Origin of the sequence: Maridesulfovibrio pacificus (SeqCode), assembly GCF_048612815.1 — a bacterium.
In the GTDB taxonomy this organism is placed as follows: domain Bacteria; phylum Desulfobacterota; class Desulfovibrionia; order Desulfovibrionales; family Desulfovibrionaceae; genus Maridesulfovibrio; species Maridesulfovibrio pacificus.
Genome location: NZ_JBLZNE010000001.1, coordinates 113,527 through 133,173 on the forward strand (window position 1 = coordinate 113,527; position 19,647 = coordinate 133,173).

Sequence of the window (19,647 nt, forward strand, 5' to 3'; positions counted from 1 at the left end):
GGGTTTAAGCCGCCGGAGGCAAAAGGAGCTTATATATAATGACTCAGTTTGAAACAGTGATCGGGCTTGAGGTTCACGCCCAGCTTAAGACCAAGACTAAAATTTTCTGCGGTTGTTCCACTGAATTCGGTAAGGACCCCAACGAGAACGTTTGTGAAGTCTGCTCCGGTATGCCCGGCGTGCTTCCGGTTCTGAACGAAAAAGTAATGGAATACGCCGCCAAGATGGGACTGGCTACCAATTGTACCGTGAACCAGAAATCCATCTTCGCCCGTAAGAACTACTTCTACCCCGACCTGCCTAAAGGCTACCAGATCTCCCAGTTCGACCTGCCCATCTGCGAACACGGTCATCTCGATATTTCATGGGAAGATGCAGACGGCGAAAAGCATGGTAAACGCATCGGTATTACCCGTATCCATATGGAAGAAGATGCCGGTAAGAACATCCACTCCGTTGCTGAAAATGCAAGTTTCGTGGACCTTAACCGTACCGGTGTGCCTCTTATCGAGATCGTAAGTGAGCCGGATATGCGCAGCGCAGATGAAGCTGTTGCCTACCTCAAAGCTCTTCGTTCCATCCTGCTTTACCTCGGTATCTGCGACGGTAACCTTGAAGAGGGCTCCTTCCGCTGTGACGCAAACATTTCCGTACGCCCCGTTGGTCAGAAGGAATTCGGTACCCGTGCCGAGCTGAAAAACATCAACTCCTTCCGTAACATTCATAAGGCTATCCGTTACGAAGTTGCCCGCCAGATCGATCTCATCGAAGACGGTGAAAAGGTTATACAGGAAACCCGTCTTTACGATGCTGACAAAGGCACCACTCATTCCATGCGCGGTAAGGAAGAAGCTCACGACTACCGTTACTTCCCGGACCCGGACCTCGTACCGCTCGTTATCGCTGATGAATGGCTGGGCGAATGGCAGGCTTCATTGCCCGAACTGCCCGCAGAACGCAAAGCCCGTTTCATTGATGATATGGAACTCAGCGCAGACGATGCTGAACTGATCAGCTCTGAAAAAGATATTGCCGATTATTTTGAAGAAGTTCTCGAAATCCACAATGACCCCAAGAAGGTCGTTAACTGGATCAAGGGTGACTTCTTGCGTGAACTTAACCAGTCCGAAATGACCGTGGCTGAGTGCAAATTTAAACCGGAAATGATGGCTAAGCTGATTCAGCTTGTTGATAAAGATACCATCAGTATCAAGATCGGTAAGGATATTTTCAACGATGTCTTCACCAACGGCCTTGATCCTGAAAAGTACGTTAAGGACAAAGGACTGGTTCAGATTTCCGACAGCTCCTCTCTTGAAGCTGTGGTCGACAAAGTTCTGGCTGACAACCCCGCTGAAGTTGAAGCATTCAAGGGTGGCAAGAAAAAGCTGATGAGTTTCTTCATGGGCCAGATCATGCGCGAGACCAAGGGTAAGGCCAACCCCGGTATGGTCAGCAAGATGATTACCGAAAAACTTTCCTAACCAAAGCGAGATTTTACAAATGACCGAGCATATTCAGTTTTCCCCTGAGAAAGACGCCCTTGTACTGCTGGACCAACGTTACTTGCCCACCCGCGAGGACTGGTTTGACTGCAAGACTACTGACGATATCGTTGAAGCCCTTGTGGTTATGGTTGTGCGCGGTGCTCCCGCAATCGGCGTGACCGCAGCCTACGGTTGTTACCTTGCAGGTCGCGAGGTTGCCGGAAGCGCAGACTGGAAAGCCGAACTGGAAAAGAATCTCGATAAAATTGAAAATGCCCGTCCCACTGCGGTTAACCTGCGCTGGGCTGTGCGTGAAATGAAACGTATCTGGGCTGAAGCCGGTGACGTTTCCCTAGATGAGCTCTGCGATATCTGGCTCAAGCGTGCCAAGGAAATCCACGTCGATGACATTCGTATGTGTGAAGACATCGGTAAGTTCGGCGGCGAACTTATGGATGACGGCGACACCATCATGACCCATTGCAACGCCGGTGCTCTGGCTACCGCTGGTTACGGTACTGCTCTCGGTGTTGTGCGCGGCGCTGTTGATCAGGGCAAGAAGGTTTCCGTTATTGCTAACGAAACCCGTCCTTTCTTGCAGGGCGCACGCCTGACAGCATACGAGCTGCATCGTGACGGTATTCCGGTTAAGGTTGCTTGCGATAACGCCTGCGCACTGCTGATGAAAAAAGGTCTGGTCCAGAAAGTTGTTGTCGGTGCCGACCGCGTTGCCGCTAACGGTGATGCTGTGAACAAGATCGGAACCTACGGCGTAGCTCTGCTGGCCCGTGAATTCGGCATTCCTTTTTATGTTGCCGCTCCGGTCTACACTATCGACCCCGAAACTCCCACCGGTGACGATGTGCCCATCGAAGACCGCACTCCCACCGAAGTAACCCACGTGGGCGATCATCGCATTACCCCCGAGGGCGTGGAAGTTTTCAACTTCGCTTTCGACCCGACTCCCAACGAACTCATCGCCGGGATCATCACCGAGAAGGGCGTGCTGAGACCTCCTTATACCGAGGCTATCAAGAAGCTTTTTGAAGAAGAGTAAGGTGAGATTGGGCTAATAAACTGCTTTACAGTCCCATACTCATATGACATAGGACTCCTTTAGGGAGATTTTAATAGCGGGAAGCGGATGTCTTCCCGCTTTTTTTGATATATATTGCTTTGCACGGGATCCGTTATTCCTGTGGAGCGCATTCATTTTTTTTCGGAGGCCAGCCATGCTGCCAACCATAGCACTTATCGGACGTCCCAATGTAGGAAAGTCCACCTTATTCAACCGACTGTTGAGGAAAAAAAGGGCAATCACACACGATATGCCCGGTATTACCCGCGACCGCATTTATGCCGAAGGTAATTACAACGGCGTCCATTACGCTTTGATCGACACCGGCGGTCTGGTCATGGAAAGCGATAATAATTCTGAAGAATTTCAGGGTGATATTTTCGAACAGGCCCGTGAAGCCATTGAAGAGGCTCAGGCCCTTATTCTTGTTGTTGACGGACGTATCGGAATAACCCAGCTTGATGAGCAGGTTGCCGCATACATTCGCCAGAGTAACAAACCGATCCTGCTGCTGGTCAACAAGGTTGACGGTTCAGAGTTGGAAGCAACTGCCACAGCTGATTTTCATAGCCTCGGCTTTGAGATGATGGCAGTTTCCGCTGAACACGGCTTTAATCTGCTTGAACTGCGTGAAAAGGTTGCCGACATGGCCCTTGCCACCGGGATCGAGTACGAGGAAGAAGACGAGGAAGCTAAAGGTCTCAAGATCGCTATGCTTGGCCGTCCTAATGCCGGTAAGTCTTCTATGGTCAACGCCTTGACCGGTGAACAGCGTGTTATCGTCAGTGATGTTGCCGGAACAACCCGTGACAGCGTTGACGTAACCTTTGAGAGCGGTGGAAAGGTTTATACCTTTGTAGACACCGCCGGGGTTCGCCGCCGGACCAATATTACCGATACCATTGAGCGGTTCAGCGTTGTGCGTGCTCTGAGGAGCAGTACCAAGGCTGATATTACCGTCATGGTTGTGGATGCCCTGGCCGGGATCACCAAGCAGGACAAGCGTCTGCTGGAATACCTGCTGCGCGAGGCTGTTCCGTTCATTATTGCAGTAAACAAGATTGACCTTGTTTCCAAATCTGAGCGTAATTTATTGCGCGATGGTTTTGAGCGTGCTCTTCGTATGGCGCACCATGTTCCGGTCGTTTATACTTCCTGTATTTCCAAATCCGGTCTCGGTGGAATTCTGCCTCTCGCCAGCAAGCTTAAGGCAGAGTGTTCACTGCGTATTTCTACCGGTCAGTTGAACAGGATCATGAAGGAAATCATCGAGAAACATCAGCCTCCGGTAGTTAAGCGTAGAAGGGCTAAGTTTAAATATATGACTCAGGCCGACGATGAGCCGCCAACCTTTATTTTCTTCATTAATGATGAAAAATTGATCAAGTCTTCTTACCATCGTTTTCTTGAGAACAGACTCAGGAAGATTCTGAATGTGAAGCATGCTCCTTTGAATATTGTCTTCCGTTCAACTTTTAGAGCAAAAGAAGATATAGTTCATAAATAATTCAAAAAAGTTTAAAAATGTTGTTGACAGTCAGGGGGCGTGGATGTATTACAACGCTTCCTGAGTGAGTGAAGCGGATCACGCTTCTTCACCACATATACGGAGAGGTGGCCGAGCACGGCTGAAGGCGCTCGCCTGCTAAGCGAGTATAGGGCTTAAAACTCTATCGAGGGTTCAAATCCCTCCCTCTCCGCCACATGAAAGTCAAAAGGCAGTTGGAGGAATCCAGCTGCCTTTTTGCTTTAAGTGGGCTTGCAATCCTCGAGGGCAATCTGCCAATTTATCCGTTAGTGTCAGGTTGCTATTTACCTGCTTTTCTTGTTAAGAATGAATCTCAGTTTTATAGCTGGAGCTTTATATTATCTATTCCTTTTGGGTGGTTGATGTTAAATTTGGTTACAGTTGTTATTGCCGATGATCATGCGCTGGTCAGGGAAGGGCTGAAGACGATACTCAAGTCTCAATCTGGGATCAGCGTTCTTGGCATGGCTGAGAACGGCGAAGAGGCGGTGCGTCTTTGCAGGCGTTTGAATCCGGATGTGGCTCTTATGGATCTATCTATGCCCATCAAGAGCGGCGTTCAGGCTATTCAGGAGCTTTCCGGTGAAGGTAAGACAAAGTTTCTGGCCCTCACTGCTCATGTTGAGCCTGATCATATCTATTCTGCTCTTGATGCAGGAGCCAGCGGTTACGTTCTTAAGACTTCTTCCAGTAAGGAACTGGTCATGGCTATTGAAACTGTTATGCAGGGCAAAGTGTATCTTGCTCCTGATATTTCAGCGGAAGTGGCTAAAGGATTTCTGCAGAGGGAACGCGGCAATAGTTGTGATAGCCTTGAGTCTCTCACCGAACGTGAACGTGAGGTGCTGAAGCAGGTTCTCGCGGGTTATAAAAACCGTGAAATTGCCGATCTGCTGGTCATCAGTGTTAAAACCGTGGAAAAGCATCGCTCCAACTTTATGAAGAAGCTCGGCTTGCGTTCTAAAGCAGAGCTTAAGACTTACGGTGAAGAGCTTAAAGAAAAGGGTATTTACCTTTAAAATAGGGGATGTGGGCAGTTGGAGGAGCTTGAATAAGCAACTTTGCATCGCAGTAAAGGAAATAATCAGGTAGCTGCCGCATTTACCATACAAATTTTACGTGTTATTTTTAAAAAAAGGTTGACATCTGAGGCAAGTTCGGGAAAGTTCTTGTCTCACCTTTTGGAGAGGTGGCAGAGTCCGGTTGAACGCGGTAGTCTTGAAAACTATTGAGGGTTTACGCCCTCCGGGGGTTCGAATCCCTCCCTCTCCGCCATTGATATTAAAGGGTTTTAGGACATAGTCTGAATGTCGTGCGTAAATCCATGCGTAAATCGACACTCAGAATCGAGTTTCTAGCCTGTTATTTTAGACCGTAGTGTGCCAGCACTGCGGTCTTTATGTTTTGGATCGAAGAGCTCTTTCAGTGCAGAACTCTTGCCCTGTATCTTATGGATGTAGATTTCAGTCGTTCCGAGGCTGGCATGGCGCAGCGCATCGCTGGTGCGTTTGAGATCCGTCGCGCTGATCGCCATCGAAGCGACCAGATGCCGGATGCCATGGAATCCGAAAGCCGGTTCCACTCCGGCGCGTTCGCAGAGCTTACGCATCAGCTTTCCCCGGCTGGTGTATGGCTGACCATTCCGCTGGCAGAATACGAATACTGATTGCGCATTCTGTTTGTGCTCCCGCAGCCGGTCGGCCAAATCAGTCGACATATCCATCCAATCATACTTAAGATCACCACTGGAACGCTTACGGTGTCCCAGCCTGATCAACCCACGTTCGAAATCTATATCGTGCCAGGTCAACCTGAACAGTTCCGCTTTCCTGCCTGCAGTGTGCAGATAGGTGAAGAGCATCAACTTATCTTTGAGTCTGGCCACATTATAGACCTTCCAGAAATCATCCAGCGAGGGAACAACTGCAGGCTTTTCGTCAACCGCATATTTCTTAGTTCCATTCACTGGATTGGGTTCTCCGTGTTTATAGATTGCAAGCCCCCATTCCCACATGGCCGATACTTCCTTGCGGAGAGTATTTGCCGGGCCGGGACCGAATTCAGCTTTAACCGTTTTCATCACCTCAAGGACCATGGACGTTTTCACGTTAGCAATGGGGGTGTCGGGGTGGACGATTGGTTTCCGCTTGATCTTGCTCTGAAACAGCCGCTTCATGGCAAGTTTTTTGCGGGCAAATACCTTCCCGTCATGAGCTTCCTGAGAATAAGCCAGGTACGCATTAGCCAGCGAGAAGATCGAAAGGATCTCTTCCGGTACATCCGGTGTTTCCCAATCCTCCAACGTTTGTTCTGACTCCCACCTTTGGGCGTCCCTTTTTCTGGTGAACGATTTTGACCGACGTTTCCCGTCGATCATGCGTTGTGCCCTCCATTTCCCGCTTTTCTTCATTAGATATGGCATGTTCTCCTCGCAATATCTGGTCAATCTTAGCGGAGGAGAAAAGGATCGAACCACGCTTTTGCGGTTGAAATCCTCCCAGTGCTTCCTTGTTGCGATAAACCCAAGAGGCGGGTTTATGCAAGCGTTCAGCAACGTCCTGCGCAGTGAGCATAGCCATGACCAGTCCCTTATTTATTCGCCTCGTACAAAGCGAGTTGGGCCTTGTACTGGTCGATGACATCGTTGGCAATCTTCATAAATTTTGCCGCTTCTTCTTCAGGATCGCGGCCTTCGGCCTTAATCTCAGCGATTAGTTCTTCATCGGACATGGACATGATTCTATCGACATTGGTGTCAACGACAGCCATCAATTTGTCATGAATATTCCCAGCCAGCTTTTCGTATCCTGCAGCCTGAACAGTGAATGCGTACTGATTTATAGCAGCCCAAGCGTTTGGATCATCGAATTCCAGCACAATGCAGCCGCCTTTGATGGGCTTGCCGTCCGTGCGCTGAACTATGTATTTATCGTAGAGTCCTTTTTCTTTGTCAGACATCTAAAGTTCCCCTTCAAGGTTTTCAAACGCCCAGCGATCCTCGATGCGCCTTTCAACTTCCTGAACATGCTTCCGCAGAGGCTCTTCATCACCCTGCATCCATGCCGCCATACCAGCACAGCAGTCCTCGCAAAATCTGAGAGTGCGCATGCTGCCGTCATAAATCTCGTTACGGACGCGGTGATGTGTGCCGGGCTTGCATTCCTGGCCACATTCAAAACACCAGCCTTTTGATTGCCCGACAACGACCTTGTCGCTGATAACGCGGTCAAGATCTTCATCGTGGTCGCTGGTGAGGTATTCGAGGCATGCTTCCTGTTGTTCAACTGTCAACATGGCTAATTTCCACCTACACAAATATGCCGCAGCGCAATATCACGCGACTTGCCTGTCTTCTCATTTTCAACGCTGAAGGACAGACTGCCGTCCCAGTTCCAGCGCACACCCTGAACTCTGCCGGTCGCAGGTTTTTTCATGGGCGGTTTCACGAACTGCAGGCGGGTTCCTTCGGGATAGAGCTGGTTAGCTTTTTTCTCGATGGCCTTCTGCTTGTCGTGAATTTCGTTTTCCATGGAAGTCAGTTTTGAGATTTTGGACATAATCAACCTCCCGCCGCTTACGCGGATTTACGGTGTGCGTAGAGCGATTCTTCGTATCGAAAACGCTCGTCCCACCAGCGCAATTTTTTACCTTCTTTAAACCAATGTTTCTGCCTGTCGTCCCTGTCGAGCATGTCGGCCCACAGGTCCGGGAAATATCGTCTCAATGTCCGTAGCTCGGGGATGTTCTTTTGTGGGCAGAGATAGCAGGACACCCGATCAAAATAGTTGTATAGCCCCCCCCAATCGAACCCATAACTATAGCAAATATCTAATGCGTCCTTTTCAGTTATCCCCCATTCTACGAGGGGAAAACGGACGTTGCGCCCTTCGAACTCTTTTGCCTCGCAGCGGTGCTTTTCATCTGCGGCAATACCGATACACTCAACGCTGTTCGGAATTGCTTGAGCATACGAGGTGAGAGCGTTAATCTTTTCGCGTTTGCACCACGGTCCCGGCACAGGCCAGCCGTACCCCGTCTTTTCTTCGCCGCTTCGGGTGTTAACCTCATGCTCAAACATCAGGTAATCAAACGGCTTGGACGGCTGGAGGGTTACGACTTCACAGCCGAGAAATTCAGCGGCTTCCTGCGCGGTCTCAACCAGCTGCGGAAATTCCCAGTCAGTGTCGAAAGATACGAGAGAGTGAATAGGCTCTTTGCGTTCAATCATCAGCAGGGCCAGAGCAAGAGAGTCTTTGCCCCATGAGACGTTAACGACATAATTCGGGCTACCCACTTTAAACCGCCTCCAGCTTCGCAGCGTAACTTTCCGCGACCGGCACATAACCGATCTGGTGCGCAGTCTGCCGAATCAGTCGGGCAAAATAATAGGTGCAGTGCGGGACTTGCCCGTTACCGATACCTCGACATCTGTCCACCCGATTGGCACACCCATCAACCACTCTTCCCAATCCGGGTTCAACAGCCCACCAGCTCGCTCCCCATTCCGTAGGAGAAATCCCGGAATCGAATCCCGCTCCAGCTGCGAAGGTGGAAGCGTTGAATTCTTCGCGTCTTGTGCTGTTGGCGTTGGAAGCAACTTGTGTCCGTTTAGAAATGCAACCTTGTCGTTCAGATTCCGGCTTCTCTTTTCCGGTGTCTGCCATCGGGAACCTTCTCCGGTTCGAAAGTCTCTGCTCTGTGGTGTAGGCCATTTCTCTGGCGTGTTGACCATCTGAGGCAGGGACTGTCCGGTCATGTTTTCCGTGATTCGCCCCCCCCTGGTTCCGTCCGACGCTGCCGGGGTAGCCCACAATCCATATCCGGTCGCGTTTGTGGGGTGCTCCAAGGGCGGCTGCTGATAGACAACGCCACTCTGCATCATACCCGATCTCGGAAAGGTCTCCGAGAACTCTGGATAACCCCCGTCCAGTAAGGCGCGGGCTGTTTTCCACGAGCACGAAACCGGGTCGTAAAACGTCAATGGCTCGTGCGAAATATTTCCAAAGACCAGACCTTGTGCCATTGATCCCAGCTCCTTTACCTGCAGTACTTATATCCTGACAGGGAAAACCGCCTGTCAGCAGGTCGACCCTTTCGACCTTAGAAAAATCAACTTCCTGAATATCACCGTAAATTTCGCGTCCGGGCCAGCGTTTCGCCAGCACCTGCCGGGCATAATCATCGACCTCACAGAACCAGCGGTGCTCGAATCCGGCCCACTCGATACCGAGATCGCCGAGGCCGCAGCCGCTGAAAAGGGAACCGCAAGTGAGGTTAAGCATGGCTAGGCTCCCTCGAATCACGCCACTGCTGCAAATCATGGACAGTCAAACCACGATCCTTGAAAATTCTGCCTGTAACCTCAAAAGTCGCTTCTCGGATATTGTCCAAGCCATGAGGCAGCATGATCGCGCAAAGCAGCTCAAGCAGATCCGTTTGCTCGAAGTGCTTTTCAGCGCACTTAGGGCAAAACCAAAGGCCGCACCACCGACAGCGGTACAGATAGATAAGTCGGACTTCCTCTCCACACTCGGCACAGGGAGCTTTCTTTTGCCCATGCTCAATAGCCTTAAGTTGCTTCTTGAGGATGACTCTTTTCTGAATTCGCTCATCTTCGGGGATGTTGGGGTCAAATCCGCGTTTAAGCATGGTTAGGCTCCCACTCAACCAACACGCCCCTAAAAGGAAGGCCGTGCTCTTTCTTGAAAAATGCTACGAACTCATCAATGGAATCAAAGCCGTCAGCCAGTGCAAACGCGGTCAACCGCTCAGCACCGACCAGATTGACACCAGCAACCCGGACATCTGCAAAGTCATAAATGGAAGCAATCTCGATATCCCGTACCGCCGTGCAGATCGGATCAGGATCAACCAGCTTGCGGCACTTCTTTGTGCGCATGCCTGTATAAAGCTGAACAGCCTCACCGGGGCGCGCATGGCGTTTGCGGTCAGCGCGGATGGTCTGTTTCTTTTTGCCGGATTCAACGTCCTCGGCGAATTGGAGTTTGAAGCTGTAGGCAACCATTTATTTGGCCTCCTTCCGCCATTCCCGCATATGCTCAAGGCAAGCAGGGCCGTACTTGTACAACACCTCGGCAGCATCTACCCAGAGCTGGGAGGGCTGGCAGGACATTACCGCGCTGCCTTTAGACTCAGACCTGTTAGCGATAAAAGGACCAATCATGTGCAGATCGTACCGCCTGAAAAGTCTTGTGTGCTCACCGTTCTGATCGTCGACATTAATTTTACGGAGGCAAAGCCAGCTCAAAGCTTTCCCTTTTACACGGTAAAGCTCTTCACTTTCACAAGTTTCAAATCCATCCTGTATAAACTGTTTTGAGGGGTCATGCTCGGACGGGACACACAATTCGATTTCAAAAAATTCTGACTCGCAATATCTGCATTCATAGACACCTACAGTTGAGCTGTATTCTGTCCACTTATTGCCAATACCGAAATACTCATGGAAAGGAGTGTCTCCATCAATGAAATTAGCTATCGCTTTGAAATCACAAACTTCTTCATTCTGTTTAACCGTATAAAATACTTTGCCGCACTTAGGGCAGGTAACTGTTGCTGTCTCCATCGGTGAAAATTCAAGCTTACCCATCTTACGCCGCCTCCTGTTTCACATCAGCCAACCAACGACTGGTCCAGACAACATCACCATCCAGATTCACAAGCACGGAACCTGCTGTGGTCTTGCTGCAGCCGAGCCTTTCTGCTTCGGCCTTGGCCTGCTCGATAGCCTGTTCCATTACGCGGGGGCGGATTTCGCCTTCCACTGTTCCGAGTACGGCTTTTCTACGACCATTATTGTATAGTGTAATTGTAGCTTTCATGATTACCTCAGCGGACAAACCTGCGGATCAAATGCATTGAGTCCGGTAAATTCTGTGTATGCTGCGCATCTTCCTACGCGGTAACTTGCCTCGCCTTCTATCCAGAATTTGAGCCAGCCCTTGGATAGTGCCTTGGACTTTCTGGGCTGCTCTATGGGAGCGGGGGTGACGGGGGTCATGTCGCGGCCTTCTGCTCTGGCTTCTTGGTATTCTTTACGCAGCTGGACATTATAAATGTCAGCCTGCTGGCGAATACGGTCGTGCCATTTCAGGTTGAATTGCGGTCCGCCATCGAAATAATGAGAGTACAATTCCTCAGCTACGAAAACTTTTGCCACGCTTCCCCTGTGCAGGGTGTATGCGGGACGCTTGCATGCGCTGACTTTTACGGGCTTGATCTGTCTGCCTACGCCATAACCATTCTGTTTACTCAGGCTGAAAACAGCTCCGTTTTCGTCAATCTCGTAGTTGTAGCCTTTAATTCTTTTCCGTTCCGGTACCTGATCCTTATTCATAAAACCTCCCTGAAAACACATCTCGGACCGTCCTCGGTCATGATTGCTGTTACGTGTTCCGGCTTGAACGTGCGCAGATACGTTTTGTTGCGCCTTCCGTTCGTGACTAAAGCTCCCACCCAGAAGCCTCGGGGGTCAGGCCTTAGAATTTCAACCTCGACTTCCTTGCGCCTCGGTCGCTGGAACGTTACCCGCATTCCCGGTTTGAGCATCAGTCGTTAACCCTGCAGCCGCGATGAACGGCATTCTCATCCGGCGGACACTGCGGTTTCGCATGATCTTTCAGGTCCGCCAGACTCGCCATCACAGAACATGTCTTCGCTCGGCCCTGCGCAGTCATGTGACACAGCAGCGCCCGCAGTTCTTTCTGCAGGATATCCAACCTCTGATTCACAAACGGATTCGTGCTCGTTGTCATGATCCACCTCCGCAAAAGCTTTACAGTTACGATGCTCCCGCTCGAAATCTTTGACCTCTTCGGCACTGAACAGAAAATCGCAGGCCCCGCAGCCGGAGCAATAAGCCTTGAAAATTACCTCGCGGTCGATACTAAGATGCGAAAGCATTGCTTCTCTCCAAAGCGTTTTGCAGCCGGGCAGAATGTGTTGCGGCTATGAAATCGGCCTTGTTCTTGTAAAGACCTTCCAAAAATTTGATTGCCGCCTGTGCTGCTTCTTCCAGCGACTCAGTGCAGGCCGGGCCGTCAGGATTATCAAGGAGAGAGCTTGTGCCCAGCCCTGGCACAGGTTTGCTCGGATTCATGGGGCAGAGTGCGCAGGATGAGCCGTCACACCCGTTATCCTTGTTGTACCTGCATAATTCGTGATTGAATTCTTTACTCATGATGTCCTCCAGGGAAGCGGCTCCGCTCCGTATTCACGCAAAAAATAGTATCGAATTATTTTTAGTTGTACGGATGTTGGAGCCGAGCCGCTCCGGTTTCTGGCTGTTTGTGTTTACATCCTCAGCAGATTCACGGATTACCCACCATCCCGGACCCTGTGTCCGAGCAGCAGGCAAGGGATTGCCAGAAATATTTACAGGTTGCAGAGTATGCCCTGAATCGCGGTCAGGGCCTCATGGCCTTCCTTGCGTATTTCGTCTTTCTCATCAGCAGTGAGCTTCTTGTCTTTGATAGCCCGGCCATATGCGGCGACAAATTCTCCGAACTCAGTAACCACATTAATCATGTCCTGTTCGCAATCCTTGGTCTCAGGAAGCGGGATATAAACGCCGCCCATTCGCTCAGAGAGATAACGTAACGGTTCCACGCTATTGCATGCATTCATCAACGGGATGAGCATGTCAGCACCGAGCTTGTGACGGTCATTTTCTGAATTCATTTCATTGAGCAGGACCGGATACTTCTTGCCCACGGCCTCGGCGACATCACGTGCTCCGAGGGTTGAATTCAAAACCATTTCTTGAACTTCGTCCGAAAGGGCCATTTTTCCGCTCCTTATAATAATGATAAAATTAACGTCGCGTACGGTCTGGTATTCCGTACAATCATGCTATGCTTATCGATTTACCCGTTAACCAGTTCCATGAAGTTCTCTTCGCTCAGCACCATCACCTTCAGCTTTTCAGCCTTGTCGGTTTTGGCCTTGCCCACGTTCGCGCCGCAGACCAGATGAGTGGTCGCAGCGGTGATGGAACTAAGCACGTCTGCCCCGTGCTTTTTCGCCAGCTCGGCAATGGTCTTGCGGCTTCCGAATTCCATCTTTCCGCTGAACACAACCTTGTACCCAGCCAAAGCGCCGGACTCCGGCTCACGGGCTACCTCAAACTTGAAGTGGTCCATGAGCTTTTTTATTGTTGTGAGGTTCTCTTGGAGTCCGGCAGCTATGGCGTGGGCGGTCTTCTCACCAACGGAGGGGATGGAGGTGAGTTGCTCAGGAGTGACGAAAAGGATTTCATTGAGGCTGAACACCTCAAGGATTTTTTTGGCGGTGGATTCGCCAAGCCCGTCAATGCCGAATGCGGCCAGAAACTTGGCGGGGGTTACACTTTTGGCTTTTCGGGTCTGAATAGCGTCATTCAGGTTGACACTTTGCTGCATTCCGAACCCAAAACCGACATAATGGTTTACATCCATCTGCTCGAAGAAGTGAACCAGCGGCACGGTTGCAAGTTTTTCAATGGCTGCAGGGCCGAAGCCTTTGATCTCCAGAGTCTTGAAAAAGTGTTCCTTCTGGCGGCACTGTTGTGCAACGCAGTTGTTGGAACGGCAGATCAGCGAAACGCCGTCACGGGTCAGCCGTTCATTGCATTCCGGGCAGTAGGTTGGGATATACACATCCGTCTTCTCAAGTACCGCATCAACTTTGGGAATCACCTCACCAGAGCGGATAATGCGCAGCCGGGTCCCCATGCCTATGCCATGGTCTTCCATGAACTTGGCGTTGTGCCCTGTCACATTATTAATAGTCGCCCCGGAAATGGTGACGGATTCAATCTCAATCACGGGAGTTACAACCCCGCTCCGGCCCACCTGCCAGCGGATCGCCTTGACCGTGGTCTCAGCGGTCTCGCCCTTGCGTTTAAAAGCGATCTGCCAGCGGTGGTGGTGGGATGTGGAGCCGAGAAATTCTTTTATGGTAGGGTCTGTTACTTCGACCACAAGACCGTCGATGGGGTAGTCGCATTCGAAAGAAATCTGCGGAAACCAATCAGGATCAAGCAAACCTTCAAGCAAGTCTCCGGACAGCATATCAAAAGCAGCGGATTGGCCGTTCATTGTATAAAGCGAGGCGAACGGATAGAAGACGATGGCCTTGTTTGCAAAAGCCGTTTCCGCTTCAGGAGTGAGGGTATCCGAAAGAATCGCTCCAGTAATGAAATTACGCGGATGGGTGTACTTATCAGCCAGATGTTCTTCAAAATACTTTTTGGAGACAACGATTTCACCGGGACCGATAGCACTGGGAAGCTTGATTGCTACTGCTTCGTCGTCCATGGGTTCATAAAGATCAGCGTCATTGGTGCTGCCGAGTATGAACAGCCCTTTATTAAGGGCATCAGTAATGTCGAAACCGTATTCTCCACCCCCGCGAGAAAGCAGCTTCTCGCCGTCCCAGTGAGCAGCCATGCCATCAAGCTTATGGGTAATGGCAAAATGTACATAATCAGAATCAAGCCCAAGATCCTGAATCGCCCGTTTTATACGCTCATGGAATTTATCAATTTCATCTACTGTATAAGCCTTTTCAGTACTCAGCATGGGAGCGGGCAGCTTCACCTTCTGGCGATCAGACTTCTCAGGCTCGACAGTGTGCAGAAATTTGTTGCCCGGATCAGTACGCGCCAGCACATCGAGCATGCGGTCATAATGATTATCGGACATGGTAGGCTTGCCAGCGCGATACGCTTCATTTGCGGCGGTCAGGTCCTCGAGCAGGGATACTTGGGCTTCGGCGGTCATGGCTACACTCCGGTGTTTTTGGGTGTTTCGCGGACTTCGCATCCACATGCAGTGAGGCGGGAACGGAGGTCTTTGTTTTCGGAGTCGAGTTTTTCGTTTTTGACAGTAAGATTTCTGATCATTGAGACCATATCGAGCTTGCCTATGCTCGGAAAAGGAGCCAGACGCTTAGGGATGCCTATTTCGACTATTTTATTGCAGACTCTTTCGGGAGCGGTTTCACGGAGAAAATACCCCCTGAATGACGCGACGGTCATTCCAACTTCGTCCGCTGCCTTTTTAAGAATTTCAGCAGGAATGGGATGGGCGATCAAAAACTGTTTAAGTTCAATCTTGCGTTTTAAAAGTGGTTCTCGTATTTCTTTGGATTGCATGTTTTTACCTCGTTTAAGCAATTTGTTTCGTTAAAAATGTGAATTTGCAATCTGAACTATGGAATATTGATACTCTGGGTTGCTCAGTGTGTCAATCTACTTTCTGCATTTTTGTGCAGTTTATTTGCCTAAAAATGATATGTTGCTGCATGGTGGTTTGTTATGTTTAATGAAAACAATGTTTTAAGTCCTGTGGTTGATGCTGCTCTGGAGCGAATTTGTGAGGTTGCAAATTGCGCCGTTGATGATTTGCAAGGCATTTTAAATATCAGCAGGCAGGCATTCAGTGCCGGATTAGGTAAGGCCACGTTGCCTAAAAGCTGGGCAAAGAAGATCCAGGATAAATACAGCGTCAATTCAGAATGGATATTGACAGGCGAAGGCGAACGCACAATGAGCCAGTTTCACCAACAACTGGGCAATGAAGTTAACGACATTAATGACTTGTTGATCACCGTCTTAAAGAAGATGGACCGTTACGGTGTAACGGCTAAAGAAGGAAAGCTGGTTAATAAGATGCGAGCGCCCATAACCGAGCTTAAGCATTTATTAGATGAACGAGCTTTTAGAGAGTGTCTTGATCTGCCGGAGGATAGACGCACCAAGCTTTATTATCAGCATGAAGGGACGGCAGAGCGTATACAGGTTGTAGACCTTCCCAACCAGCCGACAATCTCAGCGCCGGTCGCAGCCAAGCCGATTCCTGAAGCAACACCCGGCATTCTCGCTTCAGGCCGCACAATTCCCCTAATCGGCCTTGCTGAATGCGGGGTAGAGGGCTGGTCAACCCAGATGGAAGGAATGGCAGCGACAACACAGGTCCCGGATGTTCATGAGGACATGATAGCTGCGCTGGCAATCGGAGACTCGATGGAACCTGCAGGGATTAAACCGGGAAATGTCATTTTCGCAGATCCACGTTTAACTCCCAATCCGGGGGACATTGTCTATGTCGTGCGCCGGGATGGGCTTGGAGAAGGAACTGCTACCGTTAAAATTTATCAGGGCGAAACTGATGGCTGGCTGGAGCTTTGCGGCTGGTTGCCCAAAAAGCACAGTGAAAACGGACAGAAAGAATTTTGCATCAAGGAAAAGCTTGAGTACGTGGAAGTGGTTGCGCCTGTTGTTATGATTCGGAAACGGGCGGAGTAAAAAATGGATCAAATTCAAGAAATTTTGAAATATCCGATTGTACAGATTCTTTTGTCCATCGTTTTTTCAAGCGGAATTGTTGGGTTTATCTCTAGAAGAAAGATCAACAATTACTTTGATAAAAAGTTGGAGAATCATAAATCGCAGCTTGCTAAGGAACAAGCTGAGCATAAGAAAAAGCTCGATGAGGAGATAAGAAAAACTGAATACGAGATTCAGAAGCTTTTCAATAAAGTAAGCATGGTTCAGCAAAAAGAATTTGAGGTCCTACCAGAAGCATGGGTCAAATTCTATGCAGTATATCAATGTGTGTCGACATACACCGCCTCTCTAAAGAGTGTTCCAGACCTAAGTCGGGAAGATGAAACTTTTATTGTTGAATATCTTACCGGGAAAGAATGGTCTAAACATGATATTGAAGAATACTTGCAGGCTAGTGATAGGCATAAATATTATTTAGAACATGAGGAGCATAAGGAATTTGTAAATTGCAGAAAAGCAATCTATACTTTTTACGATTATATCCAAAAGAATAAAATTTTTCTTCGGAAAGACTTAAAAGAAGAATTTGAAAAAGCTGCAAAATTCTTTTCAGATTTGGTTTTTGATAAAAAGCATGCCAAAGATGAGCCTTACGATTCCTACGTAAAAATACGAAAAAAAATGGAAAATGAAGCCATAGATGCCATGGCAAGAATTGAGAAGCTCGTTCAAGCAAAACTTCAATATGATAAAGCTCTATAGTCAATTGCCAGACTATTAAAAGCTCTAGAGTCCCTGTCTACCACCCAACTTTCCGCCCCCCATCATAAGGATGCGCCAGCCCCAGAGATAATAGACCCTCTGCGAGGCTGGCACCATCAACGTATACATCCGCTACTATGCGAAAATATTTCCCCCGGCGCAGGTTGCGCAGCTCAATGACTTTGGCCTGTGCAAGCACCGCCCGTACATAGTCACGCGCTTTAACGGCCAGAGCTTTGATCTCTATGCGTTTGTCGCGCATTTCCGGGGTATCGATACCCGCGACTCTGATTCCGATCTTCTTGCCGATTAGCGGCGGGAACTCATCAATATCGGCAGTGAACGTATCACCATCATAAACAGAAACAACCCGGCTTACTGTTGCCGACGCTGCATACACGTCCTTGCCATTAGGCCAATCAGAACAGGCGAATCGGTATTTCCATTCGCTTGGTTTAGTATAGCTAAACCAAGTTGACAACTAAAAATTAACTCTAGTAGCGTTTTTTCCCAACTCCGCCATACAACCACCTGAACCTGACTTTGCAATCCAGCAAACATTGGATGATCCACGCCGGAGGCACTTCCCGGTTATGGATACGAACATTCGAAATAGAGCTGGCCACAACTCCGAGCCGGGCAGCGAGGTTTTTATCGTTATCAACCTTGTACGCTTCCCACATACGCTCCAGAATTCCCAGAGCACGGTTCACTGCCGGTCGCGTCATCACATAATAACGATTTCCATAAAATTGATCAGGCCCGTAAATAACGTCAATTTCAACTCTGCTGATGCCGTACTTCCGCCGCGCATCAACTGTTATGGTTATTGCATCTCCCTGAGACAGCATAGCCTTTTCAAATGCAGCATCGAGCGCGGCATGGTCCTTTGCCTGTATCGCCCCGGATAATGAGAATCCCGGTTCACGCCCGTAAAAAATTGAATCCGGGTCAGCGCTGAATTTTAGGGTTTTGTAATTTTCATCCACCACCCATCTGCTGTCAGTGGGCAGCTTCGACTGGCGCTCAAAGAAAACACTTTCCAGCCGCTGCAGGTTGTCTACAGGATGGAACAACATCATGGCCTGATATTCGGTATCTGTCTCAACAGGGTAAATCTGACCGAATACACGATGGATACCGTCTCCGAAATCCATATCAATTTCAAAGGGCAGCATAGTGCGTTCAGCAATCGAGTCCTGCTGCAGCTGTAAAATTATAGTGTACCCCTGTCCGAATACATCGTGCAGGGTTTCAACCGGATAACGCAGCATTTCCGATAGCACAGGGTTGCAATGCACAACCCGACCGGAATAGTCCGCTATTAATCCAAACTGGGTAGTCAGATTGATAAAATTTAAAATTGCATTGGGTGTAAAATTATCCATAATCTATTAAATCACCAAATGTGATGTAAATCACTAAATGTTAACTGTCTAAAATTATTGACAAATGTTGAGCAGAATAATAATTCTACAGTATCGTCACAAACAGAACAACGTTAAAGGAAAGGGGTATTTAACGTATGGAAAATCTAGTTCATTTGAAATTTGATGAGAGGGGTGATTCTGCAACAACAATTCAGAATCTGAGTGACAATATTCGGGTACTGGCAAATATGGAAACCAGTAACGATAATGAGACGAAAACTATTCACTGGCTAATTGATTTGTTGGCGGAGGGTGTGACTAACATTGCTGAGACAATCCGCCGCTAACACGTAAGAATCCCCGGCACTCACCATGAGCGCCGGGGATTCTCCAAGGGGTATGGATTTTAGATCCAGCCCCGTATTTATACTACTGCTGTTTTTTCGGCAAGGTTCTGGTCATATTCATCGAGCAGTTTCCGGTTGGCCTTACTGAACCAATCCCCGGTAAATATGCGCCTGCCCAGAACGATAGGCCCGACCACGATCATGGCCGCTTTTTCCCAGCCAGTGTCAGCGAATCTACCGGGAGCCTCCCACATAATGTCGAGCGGCCAGCTCTGACCTTTCAGACCTTTCAGGTGCCCGTCTTCGTGAATTTCAGCAGGCACAATCAAGCATTCCGGCCAGTATGGGTATTCGTAGGCCTCGGCTCGGGTGTAGTGGCGGTTGCCTTCGTTGTCAGTGTCCCACCAGCAGCGGGCAAAGACGGGATCGCGGAAGAACTCTTTCCATGTGCGCTTTACGCGCTTTACTTCTACTTCTGGCATTAGTCCCCCTTGCGACCTACCAAAATAGCCTGCTGAGCCGTCACAATTTTAGTCAGTGCGGTGATGCGTGTTGCAGCGGTGGTTGCGGCATCCAGCTCTGTCCATGCGGTATCGAGTTCTGCATGAGTCTGCTTTCCGATCTGCCCACGGTCAATAATGCAGATCGGAACTTCTTTAAAAATATCACCAGACTGAACCATGACCTTCGCGTTGCCATGCAGAGCCGCAACTATCGGCCCCAGCAGTTGGTTAACCAGTACATTTATTTGCTCCACCGTCATGTTGTTTGTATCAATGAGCATAA

Annotated in this window: 28 protein-coding genes and 2 tRNA genes; 9 read left to right on the forward strand and 21 right to left on the reverse strand. The window is 49.2% G+C overall.

Annotation, left to right across the window (positions count from 1 at the left end; genetic code table 11):
• The first annotated feature begins 38 nt into the window (after positions 1–38).
• The 6 genes from gatB to ACNI23_RS00555 all read left to right on the forward strand — a co-directional run bounded on the left by gatB (position 39) and on the right by ACNI23_RS00555 (position 5,368).
• A complete protein-coding gene (gene gatB, locus ACNI23_RS00530; protein WP_420246064.1) occupies positions 39–1,484 on the forward strand; it encodes an Asp-tRNA(Asn)/Glu-tRNA(Gln) amidotransferase subunit GatB in 1,446 nt (481 codons plus the stop codon).
• 19 nt (positions 1,485–1,503) lie between these two features.
• A complete protein-coding gene (gene mtnA / locus ACNI23_RS00535; RefSeq protein ID WP_420246065.1) occupies positions 1,504–2,544 on the forward strand; it encodes an S-methyl-5-thioribose-1-phosphate isomerase in 1,041 nt (346 codons plus the stop codon).
• 175 nt (positions 2,545–2,719) lie between these two features.
• Positions 2,720–4,072 (forward strand): ribosome biogenesis GTPase Der, encoded by a 1,353-nt coding sequence (gene der / locus ACNI23_RS00540; RefSeq protein ID WP_420246066.1) that lies wholly within the window; start codon positions 2,720–2,722, stop codon positions 4,070–4,072.
• Between the two features lie 101 nt (positions 4,073–4,173).
• Positions 4,174–4,268: transfer RNA gene (locus tag ACNI23_RS00545), tRNA-Ser, on the forward strand.
• Between the two features lie 187 nt (positions 4,269–4,455).
• Positions 4,456–5,112: a response regulator gene (locus tag ACNI23_RS00550; RefSeq protein WP_420246067.1), complete on the forward strand. Its 657-nt coding sequence runs from the start codon at positions 4,456–4,458 to the stop codon at positions 5,110–5,112.
• A gap of 164 nt (positions 5,113–5,276) precedes the next feature.
• Positions 5,277–5,368: transfer RNA gene (locus ACNI23_RS00555), tRNA-Ser, on the forward strand.
• Positions 5,369–5,447: 79 nt separating this feature from the next.
• On the opposite strand, the gene ACNI23_RS00560 is transcribed toward ACNI23_RS00555, so the two are convergent.
• The 17 genes from ACNI23_RS00560 to ACNI23_RS00640 all read right to left on the reverse strand — a co-directional run bounded on the left by ACNI23_RS00560 (position 5,448) and on the right by ACNI23_RS00640 (position 15,248).
• A complete protein-coding gene (locus tag ACNI23_RS00560) occupies positions 5,448–6,395 on the reverse strand; it encodes a tyrosine-type recombinase/integrase (RefSeq protein ID WP_420246069.1) in 948 nt (315 codons plus the stop codon).
• Positions 6,334–6,735, reverse strand: coding sequence for a hypothetical protein (locus ACNI23_RS00565; RefSeq protein ID WP_420246070.1), 402 nt, complete (start codon positions 6,733–6,735; stop codon positions 6,334–6,336). The genes ACNI23_RS00560 and ACNI23_RS00565 overlap by 62 nt, the downstream gene beginning before the upstream one ends.
• Positions 6,683–7,051 carry a hypothetical protein gene (locus ACNI23_RS00570; RefSeq protein ID WP_420246071.1) on the reverse strand — a complete coding sequence of 123 codons (369 nt, stop codon included), beginning with the start codon at positions 7,049–7,051 and terminating at the stop codon, positions 6,683–6,685. The genes ACNI23_RS00565 and ACNI23_RS00570 overlap by 53 nt, the downstream gene beginning before the upstream one ends.
• Complete coding sequence (locus ACNI23_RS00575; RefSeq protein ID WP_420246073.1) at positions 7,052–7,387, reverse strand: hypothetical protein; 336 nt, start codon at positions 7,385–7,387, stop codon at positions 7,052–7,054.
• Between the two features lie 2 nt (positions 7,388–7,389).
• Complete coding sequence (locus ACNI23_RS00580) at positions 7,390–7,650, reverse strand: hypothetical protein (protein WP_420246075.1); 261 nt, start codon at positions 7,648–7,650, stop codon at positions 7,390–7,392.
• A gap of 17 nt (positions 7,651–7,667) precedes the next feature.
• Positions 7,668–8,387, reverse strand: coding sequence for a phosphoadenosine phosphosulfate reductase domain-containing protein (locus ACNI23_RS00585; RefSeq protein ID WP_420246077.1), 720 nt, complete (start codon positions 8,385–8,387; stop codon positions 7,668–7,670).
• Between the two features lies 1 nt (position 8,388).
• Positions 8,389–9,375: a DNA cytosine methyltransferase gene (locus tag ACNI23_RS00590; protein ID WP_420246079.1), complete on the reverse strand. Its 987-nt coding sequence runs from the start codon at positions 9,373–9,375 to the stop codon at positions 8,389–8,391.
• Positions 9,368–9,742, reverse strand: a complete 375-nt coding sequence (locus ACNI23_RS00595; RefSeq protein WP_420246081.1) for a hypothetical protein — start codon at positions 9,740–9,742, stop codon at positions 9,368–9,370. Before ACNI23_RS00595 ends, ACNI23_RS00590 begins: the two co-directional genes overlap by 8 nt.
• Positions 9,735–10,118: an ASCH domain-containing protein gene (locus ACNI23_RS00600; RefSeq protein WP_420246082.1), complete on the reverse strand. Its 384-nt coding sequence runs from the start codon at positions 10,116–10,118 to the stop codon at positions 9,735–9,737. Before ACNI23_RS00600 ends, ACNI23_RS00595 begins: the two co-directional genes overlap by 8 nt.
• Positions 10,119–10,703, reverse strand: a complete 585-nt coding sequence (locus ACNI23_RS00605; RefSeq protein ID WP_420246083.1) for a hypothetical protein — start codon at positions 10,701–10,703, stop codon at positions 10,119–10,121.
• A 1-nt stretch (position 10,704) separates the two neighbouring features.
• On the reverse strand, positions 10,705–10,935 hold the full coding sequence (locus ACNI23_RS00610) for a hypothetical protein (protein WP_420246085.1): 231 nt from the start codon (positions 10,933–10,935) through the stop codon (positions 10,705–10,707).
• Positions 10,936–10,937: 2 nt separating this feature from the next.
• Entirely contained in the window at positions 10,938–11,450 is a 513-nt protein-coding gene (locus ACNI23_RS00615) for a hypothetical protein (protein WP_420246086.1), read from the reverse strand.
• Positions 11,451–11,698: 248 nt separating this feature from the next.
• Positions 11,699–12,016, reverse strand: coding sequence for a hypothetical protein (locus ACNI23_RS00620; RefSeq protein ID WP_420246087.1), 318 nt, complete (start codon positions 12,014–12,016; stop codon positions 11,699–11,701).
• Positions 12,000–12,293 carry a hypothetical protein gene (locus ACNI23_RS00625; RefSeq protein ID WP_420246089.1) on the reverse strand — a complete coding sequence of 98 codons (294 nt, stop codon included), beginning with the start codon at positions 12,291–12,293 and terminating at the stop codon, positions 12,000–12,002. Before ACNI23_RS00625 ends, ACNI23_RS00620 begins: the two co-directional genes overlap by 17 nt.
• A gap of 194 nt (positions 12,294–12,487) precedes the next feature.
• A complete protein-coding gene (locus tag ACNI23_RS00630; protein ID WP_420246090.1) occupies positions 12,488–12,898 on the reverse strand; it encodes a phage regulatory CII family protein in 411 nt (136 codons plus the stop codon).
• A gap of 80 nt (positions 12,899–12,978) precedes the next feature.
• Positions 12,979–14,874 (reverse strand): helix-hairpin-helix domain-containing protein, encoded by a 1,896-nt coding sequence (locus ACNI23_RS00635; RefSeq protein ID WP_420246091.1) that lies wholly within the window; start codon positions 14,872–14,874, stop codon positions 12,979–12,981.
• A 2-nt stretch (positions 14,875–14,876) separates the two neighbouring features.
• Positions 14,877–15,248 (reverse strand): hypothetical protein, encoded by a 372-nt coding sequence (locus ACNI23_RS00640; protein ID WP_420246092.1) that lies wholly within the window; start codon positions 15,246–15,248, stop codon positions 14,877–14,879.
• A 162-nt stretch (positions 15,249–15,410) separates the two neighbouring features.
• On the opposite strand from ACNI23_RS00640, the gene ACNI23_RS00645 reads away from it, so the two are divergent.
• Complete coding sequence (locus tag ACNI23_RS00645; RefSeq protein WP_420246093.1) at positions 15,411–16,400, forward strand: LexA family transcriptional regulator; 990 nt, start codon at positions 15,411–15,413, stop codon at positions 16,398–16,400.
• A gap of 3 nt (positions 16,401–16,403) precedes the next feature.
• Complete coding sequence (locus ACNI23_RS00650) at positions 16,404–17,144, forward strand: hypothetical protein (protein ID WP_420246095.1); 741 nt, start codon at positions 16,404–16,406, stop codon at positions 17,142–17,144.
• 37 nt (positions 17,145–17,181) lie between these two features.
• Here ACNI23_RS00650 and ACNI23_RS00655 read toward each other — a convergent pair whose 3' ends face one another.
• Both ACNI23_RS00655 and ACNI23_RS00660 read right to left on the reverse strand, forming a co-directional pair.
• Positions 17,182–17,625, reverse strand: a complete 444-nt coding sequence (locus tag ACNI23_RS00655; RefSeq protein WP_420246096.1) for a thermonuclease family protein — start codon at positions 17,623–17,625, stop codon at positions 17,182–17,184.
• 13 nt (positions 17,626–17,638) lie between these two features.
• Positions 17,639–18,532, reverse strand: a complete 894-nt coding sequence (locus ACNI23_RS00660) for a helix-turn-helix domain-containing protein (protein WP_420246097.1) — start codon at positions 18,530–18,532, stop codon at positions 17,639–17,641.
• A 137-nt stretch (positions 18,533–18,669) separates the two neighbouring features.
• On the opposite strand from ACNI23_RS00660, the gene ACNI23_RS00665 reads away from it, so the two are divergent.
• Complete coding sequence (locus tag ACNI23_RS00665) at positions 18,670–18,861, forward strand: hypothetical protein (protein WP_420246098.1); 192 nt, start codon at positions 18,670–18,672, stop codon at positions 18,859–18,861.
• 77 nt (positions 18,862–18,938) lie between these two features.
• Here the strand turns inward: ACNI23_RS00665 and ACNI23_RS00670 are convergent, their stop codons facing one another.
• Together ACNI23_RS00670 and ACNI23_RS00675 are read right to left on the reverse strand one after the other, a co-directional pair.
• Positions 18,939–19,343 (reverse strand): hypothetical protein, encoded by a 405-nt coding sequence (locus tag ACNI23_RS00670; RefSeq protein ID WP_420246099.1) that lies wholly within the window; start codon positions 19,341–19,343, stop codon positions 18,939–18,941.
• Positions 19,343–19,645, reverse strand: a complete 303-nt coding sequence (locus ACNI23_RS00675) for a hypothetical protein (RefSeq protein ID WP_420246100.1) — start codon at positions 19,643–19,645, stop codon at positions 19,343–19,345. Before ACNI23_RS00675 ends, ACNI23_RS00670 begins: the two co-directional genes overlap by 1 nt.
• Positions 19,646–19,647: the final 2 nt, after the last annotated feature.

What these genes read in the sequence shown, in the direction of transcription:
- gatB (WP_420246064.1), top strand. Translation starts at nt 39, where the DNA reads ATGACTCAGTTTGAAACAGTGATCGGGCTTGAGGTTCACGCCCAGCTT.
- mtnA (WP_420246065.1), top strand. Translation starts at nt 1,504, where the DNA reads ATGACCGAGCATATTCAGTTTTCCCCTGAGAAAGACGCCCTTGTACTG.
- der (WP_420246066.1), top strand. Translation starts at nt 2,720, where the DNA reads ATGCTGCCAACCATAGCACTTATCGGACGTCCCAATGTAGGAAAGTCC.
- ACNI23_RS00550 (WP_420246067.1), top strand. Translation starts at nt 4,456, where the DNA reads ATGTTAAATTTGGTTACAGTTGTTATTGCCGATGATCATGCGCTGGTC.
- ACNI23_RS00565 (WP_420246070.1), bottom strand. Translation starts at nt 6,735, where the DNA reads ATGTCATCGACCAGTACAAGGCCCAACTCGCTTTGTACGAGGCGAATA.
- ACNI23_RS00570 (WP_420246071.1), bottom strand. Translation starts at nt 7,051, where the DNA reads ATGTCTGACAAAGAAAAAGGACTCTACGATAAATACATAGTTCAGCGC.
- ACNI23_RS00575 (WP_420246073.1), bottom strand. Translation starts at nt 7,387, where the DNA reads ATGTTGACAGTTGAACAACAGGAAGCATGCCTCGAATACCTCACCAGC.
- ACNI23_RS00580 (WP_420246075.1), bottom strand. Translation starts at nt 7,650, where the DNA reads ATGTCCAAAATCTCAAAACTGACTTCCATGGAAAACGAAATTCACGAC.
- ACNI23_RS00590 (WP_420246079.1), bottom strand. Translation starts at nt 9,375, where the DNA reads ATGCTTAACCTCACTTGCGGTTCCCTTTTCAGCGGCTGCGGCCTCGGC.
- ACNI23_RS00595 (WP_420246081.1), bottom strand. Translation starts at nt 9,742, where the DNA reads ATGCTTAAACGCGGATTTGACCCCAACATCCCCGAAGATGAGCGAATT.
- ACNI23_RS00600 (WP_420246082.1), bottom strand. Translation starts at nt 10,118, where the DNA reads ATGGTTGCCTACAGCTTCAAACTCCAATTCGCCGAGGACGTTGAATCC.
- ACNI23_RS00605 (WP_420246083.1), bottom strand. Translation starts at nt 10,703, where the DNA reads ATGGGTAAGCTTGAATTTTCACCGATGGAGACAGCAACAGTTACCTGC.
- ACNI23_RS00610 (WP_420246085.1), bottom strand. Translation starts at nt 10,935, where the DNA reads ATGAAAGCTACAATTACACTATACAATAATGGTCGTAGAAAAGCCGTA.
- ACNI23_RS00615 (WP_420246086.1), bottom strand. Translation starts at nt 11,450, where the DNA reads ATGAATAAGGATCAGGTACCGGAACGGAAAAGAATTAAAGGCTACAAC.
- ACNI23_RS00620 (WP_420246087.1), bottom strand. Translation starts at nt 12,016, where the DNA reads ATGCTTTCGCATCTTAGTATCGACCGCGAGGTAATTTTCAAGGCTTAT.
- ACNI23_RS00625 (WP_420246089.1), bottom strand. Translation starts at nt 12,293, where the DNA reads ATGAGTAAAGAATTCAATCACGAATTATGCAGGTACAACAAGGATAAC.
- ACNI23_RS00630 (WP_420246090.1), bottom strand. Translation starts at nt 12,898, where the DNA reads ATGGCCCTTTCGGACGAAGTTCAAGAAATGGTTTTGAATTCAACCCTC.
- ACNI23_RS00635 (WP_420246091.1), bottom strand. Translation starts at nt 14,874, where the DNA reads ATGACCGCCGAAGCCCAAGTATCCCTGCTCGAGGACCTGACCGCCGCA.
- ACNI23_RS00640 (WP_420246092.1), bottom strand. Translation starts at nt 15,248, where the DNA reads ATGCAATCCAAAGAAATACGAGAACCACTTTTAAAACGCAAGATTGAA.
- ACNI23_RS00645 (WP_420246093.1), top strand. Translation starts at nt 15,411, where the DNA reads ATGTTTAATGAAAACAATGTTTTAAGTCCTGTGGTTGATGCTGCTCTG.
- ACNI23_RS00650 (WP_420246095.1), top strand. Translation starts at nt 16,404, where the DNA reads ATGGATCAAATTCAAGAAATTTTGAAATATCCGATTGTACAGATTCTT.
- ACNI23_RS00660 (WP_420246097.1), bottom strand. Translation starts at nt 18,532, where the DNA reads ATGGATAATTTTACACCCAATGCAATTTTAAATTTTATCAATCTGACT.
- ACNI23_RS00665 (WP_420246098.1), top strand. Translation starts at nt 18,670, where the DNA reads ATGGAAAATCTAGTTCATTTGAAATTTGATGAGAGGGGTGATTCTGCA.
- ACNI23_RS00670 (WP_420246099.1), bottom strand. Translation starts at nt 19,343, where the DNA reads ATGCCAGAAGTAGAAGTAAAGCGCGTAAAGCGCACATGGAAAGAGTTC.
- ACNI23_RS00675 (WP_420246100.1), bottom strand. Translation starts at nt 19,645, where the DNA reads ATGCTCATTGATACAAACAACATGACGGTGGAGCAAATAAATGTACTG.